This window comes from Microbacterium sp. SL75 (assembly GCF_026625865.1).
GTDB lineage: Bacteria > Actinomycetota > Actinomycetes > Actinomycetales > Microbacteriaceae > Microbacterium.
In genome coordinates this window covers 1,402,108-1,418,819 of record NZ_CP113067.1, presented here as the reverse complement: position 1 = coordinate 1,418,819, position 16,712 = coordinate 1,402,108, and the positions used below count along the sequence as shown (strand labels likewise).

Below are 16,712 nucleotides of genomic sequence, written 5' to 3'. Positions count from 1 at the left end.
CCGCGATCACCGCCGGCCATTACGCGGCGACGCGCACGAATGGGCAGAGCGTTTTGAGCCGCCATCCTCGCCGAGCAATCAGGGGCTATCGAGCCGCCGCACCGTTCTCCGGGGCGAGCAAGACTCCGCGAGATCTGACCAGCCCACTACACCAAGCACTTGTTCGAGGTCGCCGGCCGCCGGCCGGACCCTCTCCCCCGAAACGCAGAAATGTTCGTTTTGCGAAAAGAACTCGTCGAACGCTACGTTCGCAGTGCCGGGGGGACCGGTGAGGCTCGAACGTTCCGGGGGGAACTTTGATCAGCAAACACTGGACCTGCCGTGCGGCAACTGCGACCATCACGATGATGCTTGCCTTGCTACCGACCGCCGCGAACGCCGATGACGGAGACCCGCCCCCGACGTTGGACACGCTTCAGTCGGTCACAAGCACCGCGGCCGAAACCGGCACTGCCGCGCAAGAGATTTTGAACGATGTTGCGGACGCCAGCACGGTCGAGACCGCCATCGACGGCAGCTTGTCGATGGACAGCGGTGACACAACGACCGTCATACCCGCCACGTCAGACGAACCGATCAAGATCGGCGACGTCGAGATCGAAATGCCGAGCCCTGGTGGCCCGATAGAGGGGGAGCGCGTAGCCGACGCTGTCGTCAGCTTCGAGAGCGACAACGGCTTCACCACCGTGCCGGTTCTGAAGGACGACGGTTCCGTTCAGATCACAACCATCATTAGCGACAAATCGGCACCGTCCAGCTACGCCTATCACCTGACTCTGCCCGCCACCGCGAGGCTCACTCTCGACGCATCGGGCTTTGTCAGCGCGACGATTGGCGACGAGCTTGCGCTCGGCGTCGCGCCGGCGTGGGCGGTCGACGCGGAAGGACGAGCGGTACCCACGCACTACGAGATTGACGGGTCGACGCTGCGTCAGGTGGTCGATCACAGCTCCAGCTCGTTCGCTTACCCGATCGTGGCCGACCCATGGGCTGGGCAACGGCTGTTCGACAGTGTCTGGATTTCCGGATACACGCGGGGCATCGCAAACGTCTCCTTGGTCACATCTCCCTGGGGCCGCATGATCCAGGCTGGGGTCCAGGGTTGGGGCCAGGGGCAGCTGATCCTCAACGGTGCTGGATGGGCCGAAGCCGTCAGTAAGGCGAAAGTCTTGGGCGGTAGGTCGACCTACTATCAGCAGTACCAGTGTCACGTTCTCGGCGCGTACACGCCCGCTAGTGGCGGACCTTCATGGGATCTCGAGGGCTATAGGGCGAACAGACTGAACTGGCGTATCGACGGCGGCGCCTTCCCCTACAAGTGCAACTGGCCGTGAATCGAGTCAGGTCACAGCGCGCCGCGCTGATTGCTACGGGTGTGACTGCTGGCGTAGCGATCACCGCGATGCTGGCCGTTCTCCTCGTCATGATGGCAACCCGGGACACCCGACAAGACATTAACCTCGGCGACTTCGCTCACTCCAGCTCGCAATTTCGCGCGCTGAACGGCTACGAGGAGGCGACCGAGAAGCTCTGCCGTGACGTTGCTGGGTGCGTTCAGGGCTACAGCGCGACGTATGCGTCGTACCGGAAGTTCAGCAGCATTGACGATGCGGTAGCGTTCGCCGCCACGTCGTCTGGCTCCTACCGGTCGAACTGGATCGTGATCGAGTACGTCGGGCATTCCCTCAGCGAAGGCGACAGAGCCGATGTGCAGGAATACTTCGACAGCACCGCTACGTCCGAGTAAGGCGCCTCCAACTTTCGTTGTGGGCAGCATGCCCGGAACTAGCCGACGGGCCGGGCGGAACGGCATCACGGCTCGCCTATACCGCTCCGCGACTCGCCGCACAATGTCCCCCATTCGGGGGACCTGGCCCCGGTTATGCTGGCCCGTATCGAGCGGCGATCGGCGAAGGCGCCGCGTCGATATGCGACACCTCCTCCTCTACGAGAGCCCGAAGGCGAGGCACCGTGCGAACCGATCTGAATCAGCAACCGGTCTGGACGGGTGCCGCAGCGGTGTTCCTCCTGTGGACCTCCGTGTTGGTCCTCGGCTTGTCAGGGCTCGCGATGCTCACCGTTCACGGCGATACCGGCGCCCTGCTCCTCATCGCCGCGCTCATCGCGGCGGCTCCGGCTGCCGCTCTGAGTCAGCGGCGCAGTTCGATCTGAGCAACGCAACGGCCCCTGCGAGACGACCGCAAGAGGCCGACCGCACCATCACGCGGCCGGTCGCCTCACAGGTGCCGCAGGTTCCCCTCTTCGTCCGCGGTGACGAGCACCAGGAAGTCGACGACGAGCTGTGCGACCGCGCCCGTCTCGTCGATCCCCCAGTACACCGGGTACTGACCGTCGCCGTACCCGGACTCCGCGACGATGCCCACGTCGGACGGCCCGAGACCGACCTCCTGGACGCTCGGCGAGGGCGCGTACATGTACTCGGTGAAGGCCGCGGCCTTGGCCCGCCGGCTCATGGTCGCGTACGCGGGAAGATCGACGATGCACGCGCAGCCCGCGTCGACGCCGAAGAAGTGCCCCGGGCCGGACGGCAGATCGGCGGGATGCCAGGTCACCGGCATCCGATCGCTGAAACGCACCCGCAGGGCGGCGTTGCGGCCGAAACCGGTCACTCTTTCGACCGGGTACGCCCCCGGGGCCACGCTGCGGGCCAGGGGTCGCGCGTCGTCGTTGTCGTATCCGAAGTCGAGCACGGCGAGCACACCCGACGTCGTCACCAGGGTTCCCGCGGGCGAGACGCGTACCTCCGACTCCTCTCCGCTGCGCCGGTGCACGACCGAGCGCTCGGTGAAGTTGCGCACCTCGTCGAGGGTTCGCTGTTCGTCGGGCACCTCGTCGAGAGAGGTGTCCGGTGCCGCCTCGGCGGCGAGCGCCCGGGCCTGTGCCGCATCGGCGAAGGGAGTGCGGGGGTCGTCGAAGTGCTGTTCGATGGCGCTGATCTTCCACCCGCGCCCTTCGCGCTCGAGAACGTACTCGTGCTTCTGCCGCGTCGGCGAGTCGATCATCTCGGTCAGGACGAACGCGCGATCGCCCTCGACCTCGGAACGCACGATCCGTTCCACCGCGACCCCGTAGCCCGGCGGCGTACCGAACGAGGAGTCCAAGCGAACGTGCTCCCCCACCACGTGATCACGCGTCAGCGGGACGACGAGTTCTCGCCACTCGGAGAATGCGTTGCGCCGTGTGGACCGATCCTCGAAGGCTGGCGCTGCACGCCGCCACTGCGCGTCGTAATCCTCGAGGAAGCGCTGCACGCGCTTGTCTGCCGCTTTCGCCCCGCGATCGCCCCACATGCCGCCAGCCTAAGTCGCCACCAGCTCCTCGAGAGGCCCGTCCGGCAGCACGACCCACCCCTCGCGCTGAGCGACGGGGAGCATTGCGGATGCCGGGCGCTCGAACGACCCGAGGGCTCCGGCGCGCGTGGCCAGGGCGGCGACGACGGCATCGAAGGCATCGGCCTTCGCGACGGCGAGGGGGCCGAATCCGCCGAGGTCGAGCCACGGGGCGCGCTCGGTCAGCGCGTCGAGCAGGATCGCCCGGCGGGCCGCATCGACTCGGTATCCGCTCGTGTCGAAGCCCCACAGGCGCAGCGATCCGCCGGGATACACCTCGAACAGGCGCCCCTCGGCCGCGCGGTCGACCGGGAACCCGGCCTCGGCCAACCGTCGCAAGAGGCCGGCGCCCCGCAGCGCCGTCACGCCCAGGCGGTCGGTCGAGACGCTCAGCGGCCAGCGCCCGATGCGCTCGCGCACCACGTGGTCGGTGTGGCGGTAGACGAGCGTGCGCCGCCAGTCCGCGCCTCCGTCGACCGGGCCGAGCGTCGGGGCCGCGCCGGCGTGGTGCGCCTGCACGAAGTCGACGAAGGCGTCGGGCCAGCCGAGCGGGCAGTCCACCCCGAGCCACACGTCGCCGGAGCGGACGGATGCCACGATGTCGGCATCCTGGATCCCGATCTCGAGCCGCGTGAGCCGGGCCGCGCCATCGGCCCAGTGCATCTCGGCGAGGGCCGTGCCGGGGGCTCCGGCGGCGAGGTCGACTCCGACGGTTCTCATCCCCTCGAGCCTAGACGCGGTCGCCCGCGGCGAGGCCCGTCAAGACCTCGCCGAAAAGCCTCACGACCTGGGAGGATCGAGACATGGCAGACGACGACCTCCCCGATTCGCTGGAACCGGCCGTCGACATCCCGCCGCGCGACGAGCCGCCCGCCCCTCCTGCGCCGAAGGGTGACCTGCGGGTCGTCTCCGTCGTCGCGATCGTCACCGGCGTGGTCGTCATCGCCTGGTACCTCTTCGTCGCCACGGCGAGCGCGATCGCCGACGTCGACAACCTGATGTGGATCCAGATCGGCATGTGGGTGCTGGCCCTGATCTCGTTCGTGTGCGGCATCTTTAGCCTGAATGCGCGCATGGCGCGCGAGCTCGCCGCGGCGGGGTTCATCGCGGGAGTGGCGGCGGGTCTTCTCTCTGTGACGATCGGGCTGTTCAGCGGGCTCGAACTGTTGGGCTGACGACGCTCGGAATAGCGCCGAGACGAGCGGGGTTGCCGCTCTCATGACCTCGCGTGCCGCGCTCGAGAGCGCTCTGTCGAACATCGACGTGCACCCCGGTCGTGCGTGGCGGCGGTCGTTGTCGATGGGCGAGAGCACGACGCTGGCGCAGGGCGAATCCGCGATCGTCTACGTGCGCTCCGGCGAGCTCACCGGCCTCAGCGCCGCGCGAGCGGGATGCTCGGTCAACGCGCCCTCCGGGGCGGCGACCGCGGTGGAGGGCGGACGTACGCTGCTCACGGGAGACGCCTTCATCTCGCTCGGATGCCACTCGCTCGAGCTGGCTTCGCAGTCCGGCGCCGAGGTGACCGTCGTTCCGCTCGAGGTGGTTCCGACGGTGCACACCCGCGCCCTACCGCCGGTCGTCTTCGTCAGCGGCTTCGCGCGCGCAGAACCCGCGGCTGCCGGCCTCGCCGCCCACCTGGGCATTCCCACCCCCGGTGCCGCGCTCGACCGCCAGGGCGACGAGACCATCTGCAAGCTCATGGTGACCACGGTGCTGTTGTCGGCGCTGCGTGCGTGGGCCGCGTCAGAGCACGAGACCTCGTGGCCGCCGCGCACCGCCGACCCGTTCCTCGCCCGTGTCGCGGCCGCCGTCGACGACGACCCCGGAAAGGAGTGGACGATCGATCAGCTCGCGGCCCTCGGCGCGATGTCGCGGTCGGTGTTCGCCGCCCGCTTCCGGGAGGTGTTCGGCACTTCACCCGCGTCGTATGTGACGGCGGTGCGGATGCGCCGAGCCGAAGACCTCCTCGACGCGGGGACGCCCGTCTCCGAGACCTCGCGCGCCCTGGGGTACGCCTCGGACGAGGGGTTCCGCCGCGCCTTCCGCCGTCACACCGGCGTGGCCCCGTCGGCCTGGCGCAGCGGTCGGCGCTCGCTGACGCCCTGAGGCCCCGCCGCATCTTCGGCGGGGCCGTCGCCGTCATCGCGCGCGAGGGCGCCGCCGCAGCGAGAGGCCGAACAGCACGGCACCGATCACGAGCAGCAGGATGCCGATGGCATCCACCGTCACGACCCCCGCGGCGTCCACGAGCAGGCCGCCGAGGCCGGCCGCGATCGTGATCGCAAGCTGGAAGCCGGTGACGACGAGGCTCCCGCCCGCCTCGAGACGGTCGGGCATGCGGTGACCGACCCAGGTGTTCACGATGATGAGCCACGACGAGAAGAAGAAGCCCCAGACGAGCACGGCGGCCGCGACCACCCCCACCGCCGAGGGGAGCAGGACCACGGTGGCCACGGCGAGCGCGATGACCAGCGGACCGACGACGGCCAGACGCGCGAAGGCGCGGTCGACGACGATGCCGACGAGGATGTTGCCCACGAAACCGCCGACCCCGAACAGGGCGAGCAGCAGCACGACGGTGCCCGCGTCGACGTCGGGGATGCGCTCGAACGACAGGCGCACGTACGTGTACGCGAGAAAGTGGCCGAGCACGACGAGCACGTGACCGACCATGCCGCCCGCCACCCCCCGGCGACGAAGAGTGTCGACCAGGATACCGAGGCTCGACGCCGCGGCCGGCGGAACGGGCGGCAGCACGGCGCGCACCGCGATGCCGACCGCCGCGGTCGCCACGGCGACGAGGAGGAACGCCAGCCGCCAATCGAGCGCTTCGCTGAGGGCGACGCCGAGGGGAACGCCCGCCACCGTCGCCAGCGACAGACCGGCAGAGCCGAACATGACGGCGCGGCCGATGCGTTCGGGGCTCGACAGGCGTGCCGCGACCGTGATCGACATCGACCAGAACGCGCTGATCGCGGCCCCCAGCAGGAACCGGGCGATGAGGATGGCCACCAGGCTCGGCACGATGGCGACGACGAGGCTCGACAGCGCGGCCGCGGCCGCCGCCAGCACGAGCAGCGTGCGGCGGTCGAGCCGGGGAAGCAGCAGCCCGACGGTCGGGGCGACGAGAAGCCCCGCCAGGGCGGTGACCGTGACGGTCTGGCCGGCTTGGCCCGGGGTGATGCCGAGCGAGGCGGCCATCTCGGTGAGCACGCCGTTGGGGAGGAACTCCGCTGTGACGAGCAGGAAGCTCAGCAGCATCACGACGATGAGGCCGCCGTACCGCATCGAGGGCGGGGCGGAGAGCGAGGTCGGAACGGGAGCGGTCGAGGTCATACTTCGATGCTGGTTCGGGGCCGCCGCCTGCGCCCGACCGATCGTCCGCGGCATCCGACCATTCGTCCGGGAGTCGCGTCTCGTGCCGAGGGCGGTCCTGCGAAGTCGAGTCGCGACAGGCCGGGTGCCCGCAGCGGAGTGCGGCGCATCGATCGTGCGACCCGTGGACCGGGATTCAGCCCGCGAGCACCGGCCCCACGTACCGCGCCGTGGGCCGGATGATCTTCGGGTCCCGCGCCTGCTCGAGCACGTGCGCGGTCCAGCCGATCGTGCGGGCGAGAGCGAAGGTGGGCGTGAACATCGCCCGCGGGATGCCGCACTGCTCCATCACCACGGCCGCGTAGAACTCGACGTTGGCGTGCAGCGGTCGCTCGGGCCGGCGCTGCGCGAGCTGCCGCTCGGCCTCTTCTTGGAACGCCAGCGCCTGGGTCACGCGGTCGCCGCCGAGCCCGCGTGCGACCTCGCGCAGCAGCTCCGAGCGCGGATCGGCAGTGCGGTACACCGCGTGCCCGAAGCCCATGAGCCGGCGCCCCGCGTCGAGCTCCCCCGCGATCCAGGCGGTGGGGTCGTCGACCGCGCGGTCGAGGCTGTCGAGGGCGCGGGCCGGAGCTCCCCCGTGCAACGGCCCCGAGAGCGCGCCGAGCGCGCCGGAGAGACAGGATGCCATGTCGGCCCCCGTCGACGCGATGACCCGGGCCGTGAAGGTCGAGGCGTTGAAGCCGTGGTCCATCGCCGCGACCAGGTAGGCCGACAGCGCCCGGACGTGGGCGTCGTCGGGAGCCGCCCCGGTCACGCGCTCGAGGTAGTCGGCCACCACGCCGCGACCGCCCGAGGACCCGGGCGCGAGAGCGAGCGGGGCCATGGCGGCGAAGGCGATCGCCTCGTCGAGCCGCGCGTCGGACTCGAGGTCGTAAAGCGCCGCGGACGAGCGGGCGGATGCCGCGAGCGTCCACACCGCGCGAAGTGCCGCGAGCGGCTGATCGGTGCGGGCCGTGACCGCGGCGATCAGCCCGGGCAGGGCGGGGTCGGCCTGCGCGGCCGAGACGCGCGCGGCGAAGGTGGCTCGGGTCGTGGCATCCGGCAGCTCTCCCGCCACCAGCAGCTGCCAGACGTCTTCGAAGGAACGCGTGCGGGCCAGCTCCACCGCCGAGAAGCCGCGGTAATGGTAGACGCCGGCTTCGCCGTCGACGTCGCTGATGGTCGTCTCGGCCGCGACGACGCCGTTCAGTCCGCGGGGCACATCGATCAGGTCGCTCATGCGCTCAGTGTGCGAACATGACGGTCTCAGCGTCAACGTTGATCGGATCAAGATGACCGCACCCCTCCCCCGTCTTTCCGCGGCCCAGGTCGCCGCGCGCCTCGGCGTGAAAGCCGAGACCGTGTACGCGTATGTCTCGCGCGGACTTCTCCGCCGCGAGCGCGAGGCCCGCGGCTCGACGTTCGACGCGCTCGAGGTGGAGGCCTTCGCCTCGGGCCGCCGACGCACGGCGCCGCGGACGCCGACGCACCCCACGACCGGCATGCCCCTCGGCATCGTGCAGACCGACATCGCCGACATCGAGGACGACGAACTGCTCTACCGCGGACGCCGCGCCCGCGACCTGATGAACCAGCCCTTCGCCGAGGTCGTGGCCTGGCTGTGGGACGCGGAGCGCGTGGACGCCCCCGACCCCGCGATCGGCAGCGCCCGCGCGATGGTCGAGGCCCTCCCCCTGCACGCCGGATCGATGGACCGCCTGCGCGCCGCGGTGACCGGCTTCGCCGCCGACGACCCGCTGCGCTACGACGCCTCGGCGGACACCGCCCACCGCATCGGCTGGTCGCTCATCACCGGGCTGCCCGTCGCCCTCGGCGGCCGCCCGCACGCCGATGTCGCGCGCTCGCTGGTGAGCGCGTGGGGCCCGCCGACCGATGCGGCGACCATCGCCGCCGTCAACGCCGCACTCGTCCTGCTGATCGACCACGACCTGGCGGTGTCGACCTTCGCCGCGCGGGTCGCGGCTTCGGCCCGTGCCGACGGCTACGCCGCTGTCAGTGCCGCCCTCGGCGCTGCCGATTCTCCGCTGCACATCTCGGCCGCGACCCGCACCGCCCGCTTGCTCACCCGCGTGCGGCGTGGCCAGGAACCCGAGAGGGCGCTGACCGACTCACTGCAAGAGGGCAACGGCATCCCGGGCTTCGGTCATCCGCTCTACGCCGGGGGCGACGATCGGGCCACGGCCCTGTTCCCGCTGCTGGCCGCACTGCCCGACGGGGAAGGGACGATGGATGCCGTGCGGCGACTGTCCGACGTCGTCGCCGACCGCGCGGGGTTGCGGCCCAACGTGGATCTGGCGCTCGCGGCGCTGGCATCCGGAGCCCGGCTCCCCGAGGACGCGGCGAGCACGATCTTCGTGCTGGGGCGGGTTGCAGGGTGGATCGCGCACATCGCCGCGGAGTACGCCGAGCCGGCGATGCGGCTGCGTCCCCGCGGGGAGTACGTGGGGCCGTGATCGCTCGCCTCAGCCCGTTTCACCCACCGAACGAAAGTCGATAGATGATGCGTCGATATCTGGCGATCGCTCTTCTCGCGGTCGCGGTCGCGAGCATGACGGGCTGCGCGCCCACCTCACAACACCCCAGGGGGAACGAAATGACGAGCGACTCGGCGGCGAAGCAGGGGGACGGCACCCTGCGCACCGATCTCGCGCCGATCGCGACGCGATACCCGCAGCTCGCGTCGGCGGAGTCGATCGAGTGGATGGGCGGCACGACCGGCACGTCCGACGTGGGGCCGACGACGTACTGGGTCGACGTTGTGGCGGTCATCCCACAGTCCGAGGTCGACGCTCTGCAGGCGGCGGGAGACCTCGGGTCCGTGCACCCGCACGAGGTCGTATCGGGGATGCGCACGAAACTGCCGGCCGGCCCCTTCGAGGGCAGCCCCGCGCTCGACGAGCTGTTCTCCGCCTCGGGCCACAGCGCAACCGTCGCCCTGGATCCTCGCGCGCGCACGATCGTGCTGTCGGGCCTCTTCGAGTGACACCGGCCGGCGACGCTCGCCGGGGTCACTCGGCTGGGCATCCGACCTCAGCGGCTCTCCCACTCGCGTGCCATTCGCACCACCGCCGCCACGGCGGCCTCGGTGTCGGCGGGTGAGCCGCCCGCTCGACCGGCGACGAGACCGGCGACGAATGCGCTGAGCGGCGCCGCCGGCCGGGCGACACCGTTGGCGACGTCGCGCGCGAGATCGAGGATCAGAGAGATGGGGATGTCGCCCTCGGCCAGGCCGAAGCGCTCCGCGAGAGCGGCGCTCCAGTCGTTCAGCGCTTCGGGGGGCAGCGTGCGGGACTCGGTCATGGTTCCTCCTCGGGCCGTGGGGAGATCGTCCCACGAGTACAGCCGATGAAGGTGGCATCCGGGTGCCAGGCGATCCGATCGCGCCGAGCGCCCCGTCGCTATCCGACGACGCGGGCTCCCGTGCGGGGCGCATCGATGCCGCGGCTCGTCACCTGGCGATGCGCGCGCACCACGAGGAGGAGCCCGATCGCCCAGAACGGCACCTGCACGAGCTCCGCCAGACGGAACGCGGCGAGCGAGAACTCTCCCCCACCGGCCTGCAGGGTGAGTACGGCGCCGATCGCCAGGACCACCAGGATGCTCGAGAGGAAACCCGCGCCGTTCACCACCCCTGTCGCCGTGCTCAGCCGCTCGGGCGGGTTGTGGTCGCGCACGATGTCGAACGCGATCATCGACGCGGGCCCCCCGACGCACATGGCGATAGCGAGCACGACGAGAAGGGGCAGCGGCGCCCGGTCGGGAAACACCAGAACCGCCGCCCACGACGCCGCTTGCGCGGCGACGAGAGCGATCACGAGGGCGGTCCGAGCACGGGGGAACCTCCCGGAGACGGCACCCACGAGCGGCCCGAAGACGATACCGCCGACGACGTAGACCGTGAACAGTCCGCCCGCGGTCGCGGCATCCAGGCCCTGACCGGCCACGAGGAAGGGGAAGCCCCAGAGGATCGCGAAGGCGTTGCCCGAGAACGAGGTGACGAAGTGCACCCAGAACGCCAGACGGGTGCCCGCCGCACGCCAGGCCGCGCGCACGGACCGGCCGACCGGCTCCCGTGCGACGGCGATCGACCCGCGCTCGTGGACGACGACCACGACCAGCACGCCCACCAGAGCCGTGACCCCGGCCACCGCGAGGAAGGCCGACGTCCACCCGGACAGACCGACGAGGGCCGCGAGCGGAACGACGCTGATGATCTGACCGAACTGCCCCAGAAGTCCGGTCACTTGCACGGCCGTCGGCGCGAGGCGTCGGGGGAAGCGCATTCCGATGACCCTCAGCAGGCCGGGGAAGATCGCGGCCTCGCCGGCGCCCATGAGCAGACGCGCGGCGATCGCCAGGCCCACGCCCGGGGCGATCGCGAGAAGCACCTGCGCCGCGGCCATCACGAACATGCCGACCGTGAGCACGGTGCGCGCGCCGAACCGGTCGAGGAGCAGCCCGACCGGCAGCTGCAGCGCGCCGTAGATGGCGAGCTGCACGACGGCCAGAAGCGACAGCGTCGCCGCGGTGATCGCGAACCGATCCGCCGCCTCGAGCCCGAGGGCCGACAGGGAGGTGCGATTCACGATGGAGACCACGTACGCGACGACCCCGACGAGCCACACGGCGAGCACGCCGATGCGCTGTCGCCAGGGGGCCGCCGGGGTCGCGCTCCGGGTCATCCGCGGGTCAGCCGCAGCGTCACGACCTGGAACGGCCGCAGCTCGAGCTGGATCTCGTCGCCCTCGTGCGCGAGCTGACGCGAACGCGCCATGTCGGCACCGAGCGGGCGCTCGAGCAGGTCGACCTCGGAGACGGATGCCACGGCGAACCCGGGCACCAGCGTCGTGGCCGCGCGACGACCCAGCGCCTCGTACGCACGCACGATCACATCGCCCGATCGGTCGTCGGCGAGCTTGACGGCTTCGATCCGGATGCCCTCGTTGGTCGAGCGCACGACGCTCCACGGCTGGACGGTGCCCTCCACGACGGGGCGGCGCAGCGGCAGGTTCTGCTCGTAACCGGATGCCACGACCGCGGCGATGTCGGCCCCGGGGTGCACCGCGTAGGCGAACGTGTGGTGGCCGGCATCCTGGATCGGGTCGGGCGAATTCGCCGCACGCACGAGGCTCAGGCGCACCTCGGTCTCGACTTCGCCCGAGGCCCCGACGGTGCGGGTGATGTCGTGGCCGTAGGTGGCGGCGTTGGTCACGCCGATGCCGTAGCCGGGCTCTTCGACGTGCACCCAGCGGTGCGCCATGACCTCGAACTTCGCGTCTTCCCACGAGGTGTTCGTGTGCGTCGCGCGGCGCACGTGCCCGTACTGGATCTCGGCGCTGTGGTGATGCGCGTGCACGACGAACGGCAACGACGCCTTCAGCAGCTTCTCGCGCTCGTTCCAGTCGAGGTCGACGGCGAAGTGCACGCGCACGTCGTCGGCCTGCACGGCGATCGTCTGCGTCAGTCGCGACGTGCCGAACGAGCGGGTCACGACGACCCGGGCCCGCAGGTCGCCGTCGACGACCAGCTCGACCGCGTCAGCGGCATCCAGGTCGTCGAAGGTGTAGCGGTAGTGCGCGTCGATGTCCCACGCGTCCCACGCGTTCGGCAGGTCCTGGTGCAGCTGCAGCAGGTTGGCGACGCGGCCGGCGGGCACGAGCTCGCGGTTCTCGGCGAGGTCGACGATCGAGGTGACGAGGCCGCGGGCGTCGACGGTCACCCGGACGAGACCGTTGTCGAGCACGATGTCCTCGCCGTCGCGGTGCGCGGTCACCGGGTGCGCCGGAACGACGGGAACGAGGGATGCCACGCCCAGCGCCGGCGCCTCCACCAGTGCGAGCGGGGTGCCCTCGGCATCCAGGGTCAGAGACCGACGCGCGTGGTCCGCCGAGTTGACGACCGCGGCCGACAGGCCCGCGGCCGCGAGCGCCTCGGCGATCGAGCGCTCCAGCTCGGCGAGCGCGGCGGCGTAGTCCTCTTCGTTCTGCTCGTGCACCCACTGGATCGACGAGCCGGGCAGGATGTCGTGGAACTGCTGCAGCAGCACGCCCTGCCACAGGCGGTCGAGCGCCTCGTAGGGGTACTCGGCGCCCGTGAGCGCCGCGGCGGTCCACCAGAGCTCCGCCTCGCGCAGGCGGTTCTCGGCCTCGCGGTTGCCGCGCTTCTCGCGGGCGTGCGAGGTGAAGGTGCCGCGGTGCAGCTCCAGGTACAGCTCGCCCACCCACACGGGGGCGTCGGGGTACTCGGCCTGGGCTGCGGCGAAGAAGTCGTCGGGGTGCTCGATCTCGACGCGGGGCGAGCCCTCGAGCGAGGCGACGCGGCGCTGGCGCTCCATCATCTCGCGGATGGGTCCGCCGCCGCCGTCGCCGTAGCCGAACGGCACGAGCGAGGTCGTCGCCCTCCCCTTGTCGCGGAACTGGCGCACGGCGTGGTGCAGCTCCTCGCCCTCGAGCGTGGAGTTGTAGGTGTCGATCGGCGGGAAGTGCGTGAAGATGCGCGAGCCGTCGATGCCCTCCCACCAGAAGGTGTGGTGGGGGAACTTGTTCGTCTGGCTCCACGAGATCTTCTGCGTGAGGAACCAGTCGAGGCCCGCGAGCTTCGCGATCTGCGGGAACGCGGCGGTGTAGCCGAACGAGTCGGGCAGCCAGATGCCGTGCGTCTCGACGCCCAGCTCGTCGCGGAAGAAACGCATGCCCTGCGTGATCTGGCGCACCATCGCCTCGCCGCTCGGCAGGTTGCCGTCGGGCTCGACCCACTGCGAGCCCACGACGATCCACTGGCCCGCGGCGATCGCGGCCTTGATGCCCTCCCACACGTGCGGGTAGCGCTCCTTCACCCACGCGTACTGCTGTGCCGACGACGCGGCGAAACGGAAGTCGGGGTACTGCTCGGCGAGGGCGAGCACGTTCGAGAACGTGCGGGCGGTCTTGCGCTTGGTCTCGCGGATGGGCCAGAGCCACGCGGTGTCGATGTGCGCGTGACCGATGCCCGAGAGGCGATGGGCCGAGGCGGATGCCGGGCGCGAGAGCACGTCGACCAGCTCGGCGCGGGCGGCCGCGGCGGTGCCGACGATGTCGTCGAGGCGCAGCACGTTCAGCGCCCGCTCGAGCGCGCGCATGACCTCGTGGCGGCGGGGCTCGGTCTCGGGCAGCTCCTTCATGAGCTGGTAGAGCACCTCGACGTCGAACTGCAGCCCCCACACCTCGGGCTCGAACACGGCCAGCTCGGCGGTACGGAACGTGTAGATGGGCGCCTCGGGCGCGGTCTTCTTCGAGCCGTACGGCGTCGGGACGAAGTCGTTCTTCAAGATGTCGGGGTTGGCCGCGGCCTCGACGAAGAAGTGCACCGGCTCACCGCCCGCGGCCTCGTCGGCCAAACGGACGTAGTGGTTGCGGGGGTGGATGCCCTTGACCTGCACGCCGTCGGGGGTGTGCACGAGCGCCTCGGCCTGGTTGCCTGGCCAGTCGCCCTGGAAGCCCGGGTCGAGCAGCAGCTCGACCGTGCGGCCGGCCCAGTCGGTGGGGATCTCGCCGGTGACCTCGAACCACCAGGTCGACCACGCGCGGCCCCAGCTGTCGCCGACGGCGAAGGGCGAGTAGTCGGCGGCGAGCGCCTCGGATGCCGGGACCGGCTCGTCGGGGACCATCCAGGCCTGCAACGCGACGGGCACGCGGGCCGAGTAGACGGCGGGCACGATGCGCTCGGTGAGAACGCGGTGGATGCGCTCTTCGACGAGCGTGAGGTTCTGGTGCACGGTGGTCTCCGATTCGAAGGCTGCGCGAGGTTCGGGGCTGCGCGGTTCGGGTTTCGTTCTGCGGGGCTGTGACGTGGTGCGGGGGTGCGGCGCCGTGGGGGGCGGAACCGCACCCCCGGGTCAGCGGAGGTACGACAGGTCGGCGAAGCTGGAGCCGGCGTCGTCCAGGAGGGCACGGGCCACCCGCACCGAGTCGATGAGCGGGTGGTGGGCGAGAGCGCGCAGCGCGGCGGCGCGCGAACCCGTGAGCGCGGCCTCGATGGTCTGCCGCTCGACGTACTTCACCGTGGTGACGAGACCGAGGCCGAAAGCAGGCACGGCCGCGCTCTCGATGGGCCGCGGGCCGTCGGCGCCGACGATGCACGGGACTTCCACCACGGCCTGGTCGTCGAGACCGGCGAGCACACCGCCGCCCGGCACGTTGAGGATCAGACGGGCCGACTGGTCGTAGGCGATCGCGCGCATCAGCGCGATCGCGACGTTCTCGTAGCCGCCCGAGACGAGGTCTTCCTCGTCACGGTCGCCCATGCCGGCGGAGTCGCGGTTGGTCGCCATGTAGGTGACCTCGCGCTCGTGGCGGCAGGCCTCCCACGCCGCGTGCGGGTGCGGGGCAGTCGCCGCGGCATCCCAGAACCCGGCCTGCTGGTCGAGCAGGTACCGCCCGCGGGTGGTCGCCGCGTACTGGTCGGCCTGCAGCACGTCGCGGCGGTACGAGTAGTAGTGCAGGTACTCGTTGGGCAGCGCGCCGAGCGTGCGGATCCAGTCGGCGCCGAACAGCGCACCCTCTTCGAACGACTCGATGCGCTCGGGAGAGGCCAGCAGCTCGGGCAGCAGGTCGACGCCGTCGCGGCGCAGGGCGGTGAGCCAGCCGAGGTGATTGAGACCCGCGTACTCGATCTCGACGTCAGCGGAGTCCCGGATGCCGAGAGCCCCGAGCGCGCGACGGGCCAGGCCGATCGGTGAGTCGCAGATACCGATCACGCGCTTGCCGAGCACACGACCCATGGCCTCGGTGACGACGCCGGCGGGGTTGGTGAAGTTGATGACCCACGCATCGGGGGCGACCCGCTGGATGAGCTCGGCGAGCCGCATGGCCACCGGCAGCGTGCGCAGCGCGTAAGAGATGCCGCCGAAGCCGACGGTCTCCTGACCGATGACCCCGTGCGAGAGGCCGATGCGCTCATCGGCCGCCCGACCTTCCATGCCGCCGACGCGGATGGCCGAGAACACGAAGTCGGCGCCGCGCAGGCCCTCCTCGGCATCCGTGTGCACGCTCACGTGCGGTGCGTCGGAGAAGTCGCGGGCCTGATCTTCGAGGATGCGGGCCATCGTGCGCAGCCGGGTGCCGTCGGTGTCGATGAGGGCGACCTCGTCGACGCGTCCGGGGTCGCGGTCCAGGAGGAGGGCGCGGTAGACCAGAGGGGTGCGGAATCCTCCGCCACCGATCATGGCAAGCTTCATGCGGTCACAATCTCGACATTCCGTCGGCCCAGGGACTCGACGATCGGGCCCTCGAGCGGCGCATCGGTGATGAGCCGCCGCAGGGCGAGGGGCAGGGCGATACGCCCGGCGCCGCTGCCGGGGAACTTGCTGTGGTCGGCGAGGACGGTCGCCGCGTCGCACGCGGCGAGCATGGCCTGCTTGATCGGGACCTGGGCGAGCGTGGTGTCGCGCAGGTCGCCCTCGGGAGACATACCGCTGACGCCGAGGAACGCGTGGTCGGCACGGATCAGACGCAGCGACTCGGTCGTGAGGTGGCCGGCGACGCTGCGGTAGACCGGATCGTAATCGCCCGGGAGCATCACGAGGTGCGTTTCGCGTTCGTCGCGCAGCACGTCGTAGATCGCCAGGTTGTTCGTGATGACGGTGACCGCGCGGCCGCGCAAGAGACGGGCGAGCTGCAGCGTCGTCGTTCCGACGTCGAGGATGACGGCCTGACCGTCACGGATGGTCGCGGCCGCAGCCCGCGCGATGCGCTCTTTGCCCTCGCGGTTGACGGGCTCGACGGTCGCGAACGGGGCGTCGCCCTCGCTCATCACCGCACCGCCGTGGGTGCGCCGGAGGAGCCCCGCGTCGTCGAGGCGCTGCAGATCGCGGCGGATCGTGGCGATGCTCGAGCCGGTGGCCTCGGCGAGCTCCGCGACCGTGGCCGCTCGGGCGGAACGAAGGTGCTGGAGGATCTCGCGATCTCTGACGTCTTTCATGGTTCGATCACCATAGCGCTCAAAATCGCT

The 16,712-nt window shown here is 70.8% G+C and carries 16 protein-coding genes; 7 read left to right on the top strand and 9 right to left on the bottom strand.

Going from position 1 to position 16,712, the window contains the following annotated elements; all coding sequences use genetic code 11:
* The first annotated feature begins 296 nt into the window (after positions 1-296).
* The 3 genes from OVA17_RS06555 (at position 297) to OVA17_RS06545 (ending at position 2,172) form a co-directional block, all read left to right on the top strand.
* Positions 297-1,334 (top strand): hypothetical protein, encoded by a 1,038-nt coding sequence (locus OVA17_RS06555; RefSeq protein WP_210111727.1) that lies wholly within the window; start codon positions 297-299, stop codon positions 1,332-1,334.
* Positions 1,319-1,747: a hypothetical protein gene (locus tag OVA17_RS06550; RefSeq protein ID WP_267788984.1), complete on the top strand. Its 429-nt coding sequence runs from the start codon at positions 1,319-1,321 to the stop codon at positions 1,745-1,747. Before OVA17_RS06555 ends, OVA17_RS06550 begins: the two co-directional genes overlap by 16 nt.
* A 224-nt stretch (positions 1,748-1,971) precedes the next feature.
* Positions 1,972-2,172, top strand: a complete 201-nt coding sequence (locus OVA17_RS06545) for a hypothetical protein (protein ID WP_267788982.1) — start codon at positions 1,972-1,974, stop codon at positions 2,170-2,172.
* A gap of 65 nt (positions 2,173-2,237) precedes the next feature.
* On the opposite strand, the gene OVA17_RS06540 is transcribed toward OVA17_RS06545, so the two are convergent.
* Positions 2,238-3,311, bottom strand: coding sequence for a DUF4241 domain-containing protein (locus OVA17_RS06540; RefSeq protein WP_267788980.1), 1,074 nt, complete (start codon positions 3,309-3,311; stop codon positions 2,238-2,240).
* A 9-nt stretch (positions 3,312-3,320) separates the two neighbouring features.
* A complete protein-coding gene (locus tag OVA17_RS06535; protein WP_267788978.1) occupies positions 3,321-4,070 on the bottom strand; it encodes a DUF429 domain-containing protein in 750 nt (249 codons plus the stop codon).
* A gap of 83 nt (positions 4,071-4,153) precedes the next feature.
* Between OVA17_RS06535 and OVA17_RS06530 the strand changes: the two genes are divergently transcribed.
* Together OVA17_RS06530 and OVA17_RS06525 are read left to right on the top strand one after the other, a co-directional pair.
* Positions 4,154-4,525, top strand: a complete 372-nt coding sequence (locus tag OVA17_RS06530; RefSeq protein ID WP_267788977.1) for a hypothetical protein — start codon at positions 4,154-4,156, stop codon at positions 4,523-4,525.
* 43 nt (positions 4,526-4,568) lie between these two features.
* Positions 4,569-5,456 (top strand): helix-turn-helix transcriptional regulator, encoded by an 888-nt coding sequence (locus OVA17_RS06525; RefSeq protein ID WP_267788976.1) that lies wholly within the window; start codon positions 4,569-4,571, stop codon positions 5,454-5,456.
* A gap of 33 nt (positions 5,457-5,489) precedes the next feature.
* Here the strand turns inward: OVA17_RS06525 and OVA17_RS06520 are convergent, their stop codons facing one another.
* Both OVA17_RS06520 and OVA17_RS06515 read right to left on the bottom strand, forming a co-directional pair.
* Positions 5,490-6,686 (bottom strand): MFS transporter, encoded by a 1,197-nt coding sequence (locus tag OVA17_RS06520; protein ID WP_267788975.1) that lies wholly within the window; start codon positions 6,684-6,686, stop codon positions 5,490-5,492.
* Between the two features lie 175 nt (positions 6,687-6,861).
* Positions 6,862-7,944, bottom strand: coding sequence for a citrate synthase (locus OVA17_RS06515; RefSeq protein ID WP_267788973.1), 1,083 nt, complete (start codon positions 7,942-7,944; stop codon positions 6,862-6,864).
* Positions 7,945-7,996: 52 nt separating this feature from the next.
* Between OVA17_RS06515 and OVA17_RS06510 the strand changes: the two genes are divergently transcribed.
* Positions 7,997-9,178 (top strand): citrate synthase, encoded by a 1,182-nt coding sequence (locus OVA17_RS06510; protein ID WP_267788972.1) that lies wholly within the window; start codon positions 7,997-7,999, stop codon positions 9,176-9,178.
* Positions 9,179-9,318: 140 nt separating this feature from the next.
* Entirely contained in the window at positions 9,319-9,708 is a 390-nt protein-coding gene (locus tag OVA17_RS06505) for a hypothetical protein (RefSeq protein ID WP_267788971.1), read from the top strand.
* Between the two features lie 47 nt (positions 9,709-9,755).
* Here the strand turns inward: OVA17_RS06505 and OVA17_RS06500 are convergent, their stop codons facing one another.
* The 5 genes from OVA17_RS06500 to OVA17_RS06480 all read right to left on the bottom strand — a co-directional run bounded on the left by OVA17_RS06500 (position 9,756) and on the right by OVA17_RS06480 (position 16,682).
* Positions 9,756-10,025: a DUF6457 domain-containing protein gene (locus tag OVA17_RS06500; protein WP_267788969.1), complete on the bottom strand. Its 270-nt coding sequence runs from the start codon at positions 10,023-10,025 to the stop codon at positions 9,756-9,758.
* A gap of 98 nt (positions 10,026-10,123) precedes the next feature.
* The gene (locus OVA17_RS06495; RefSeq protein WP_267788967.1) at positions 10,124-11,407 is read right to left on the bottom strand and encodes an MFS transporter; all 1,284 of its coding nucleotides are present in this window, start codon (positions 11,405-11,407) and stop codon (positions 10,124-10,126) included.
* Positions 11,404-14,478, bottom strand: coding sequence for an alpha-mannosidase (locus tag OVA17_RS06490; protein ID WP_267788966.1), 3,075 nt, complete (start codon positions 14,476-14,478; stop codon positions 11,404-11,406). The genes OVA17_RS06495 and OVA17_RS06490 overlap by 4 nt, the downstream gene beginning before the upstream one ends.
* 120 nt (positions 14,479-14,598) lie before the next feature.
* Positions 14,599-15,939: a 6-phospho-beta-glucosidase gene (locus OVA17_RS06485; RefSeq protein ID WP_267788965.1), complete on the bottom strand. Its 1,341-nt coding sequence runs from the start codon at positions 15,937-15,939 to the stop codon at positions 14,599-14,601.
* Entirely contained in the window at positions 15,936-16,682 is a 747-nt protein-coding gene (locus OVA17_RS06480) for a DeoR/GlpR family DNA-binding transcription regulator (protein WP_210075753.1), read from the bottom strand. The genes OVA17_RS06485 and OVA17_RS06480 overlap by 4 nt, the downstream gene beginning before the upstream one ends.
* Between the last annotated feature and the right edge of the window lie 30 nt (positions 16,683-16,712).

Excerpts from the sequence above, each read along its gene's own strand:
- OVA17_RS06540 (WP_267788980.1), bottom strand. The coding sequence starts at position 3,311 with ATGTGGGGCGATCGCGGGGCGAAAGCGGCAGACAAGCGCGTGCAGCGC.
- OVA17_RS06535 (WP_267788978.1), bottom strand. The coding sequence starts at position 4,070 with ATGAGAACCGTCGGAGTCGACCTCGCCGCCGGAGCCCCCGGCACGGCC.
- OVA17_RS06530 (WP_267788977.1), top strand. The coding sequence starts at position 4,154 with ATGGCAGACGACGACCTCCCCGATTCGCTGGAACCGGCCGTCGACATC.
- OVA17_RS06525 (WP_267788976.1), top strand. The coding sequence starts at position 4,569 with ATGACCTCGCGTGCCGCGCTCGAGAGCGCTCTGTCGAACATCGACGTG.
- OVA17_RS06520 (WP_267788975.1), bottom strand. The coding sequence starts at position 6,686 with ATGACCTCGACCGCTCCCGTTCCGACCTCGCTCTCCGCCCCGCCCTCG.
- OVA17_RS06515 (WP_267788973.1), bottom strand. The coding sequence starts at position 7,944 with ATGAGCGACCTGATCGATGTGCCCCGCGGACTGAACGGCGTCGTCGCG.
- OVA17_RS06510 (WP_267788972.1), top strand. The coding sequence starts at position 7,997 with ATGACCGCACCCCTCCCCCGTCTTTCCGCGGCCCAGGTCGCCGCGCGC.
- OVA17_RS06505 (WP_267788971.1), top strand. The coding sequence starts at position 9,319 with ATGACGAGCGACTCGGCGGCGAAGCAGGGGGACGGCACCCTGCGCACC.
- OVA17_RS06500 (WP_267788969.1), bottom strand. The coding sequence starts at position 10,025 with ATGACCGAGTCCCGCACGCTGCCCCCCGAAGCGCTGAACGACTGGAGC.
- OVA17_RS06495 (WP_267788967.1), bottom strand. The coding sequence starts at position 11,407 with ATGACCCGGAGCGCGACCCCGGCGGCCCCCTGGCGACAGCGCATCGGC.
- OVA17_RS06485 (WP_267788965.1), bottom strand. The coding sequence starts at position 15,939 with ATGAAGCTTGCCATGATCGGTGGCGGAGGATTCCGCACCCCTCTGGTC.
- OVA17_RS06480 (WP_210075753.1), bottom strand. The coding sequence starts at position 16,682 with ATGAAAGACGTCAGAGATCGCGAGATCCTCCAGCACCTTCGTTCCGCC.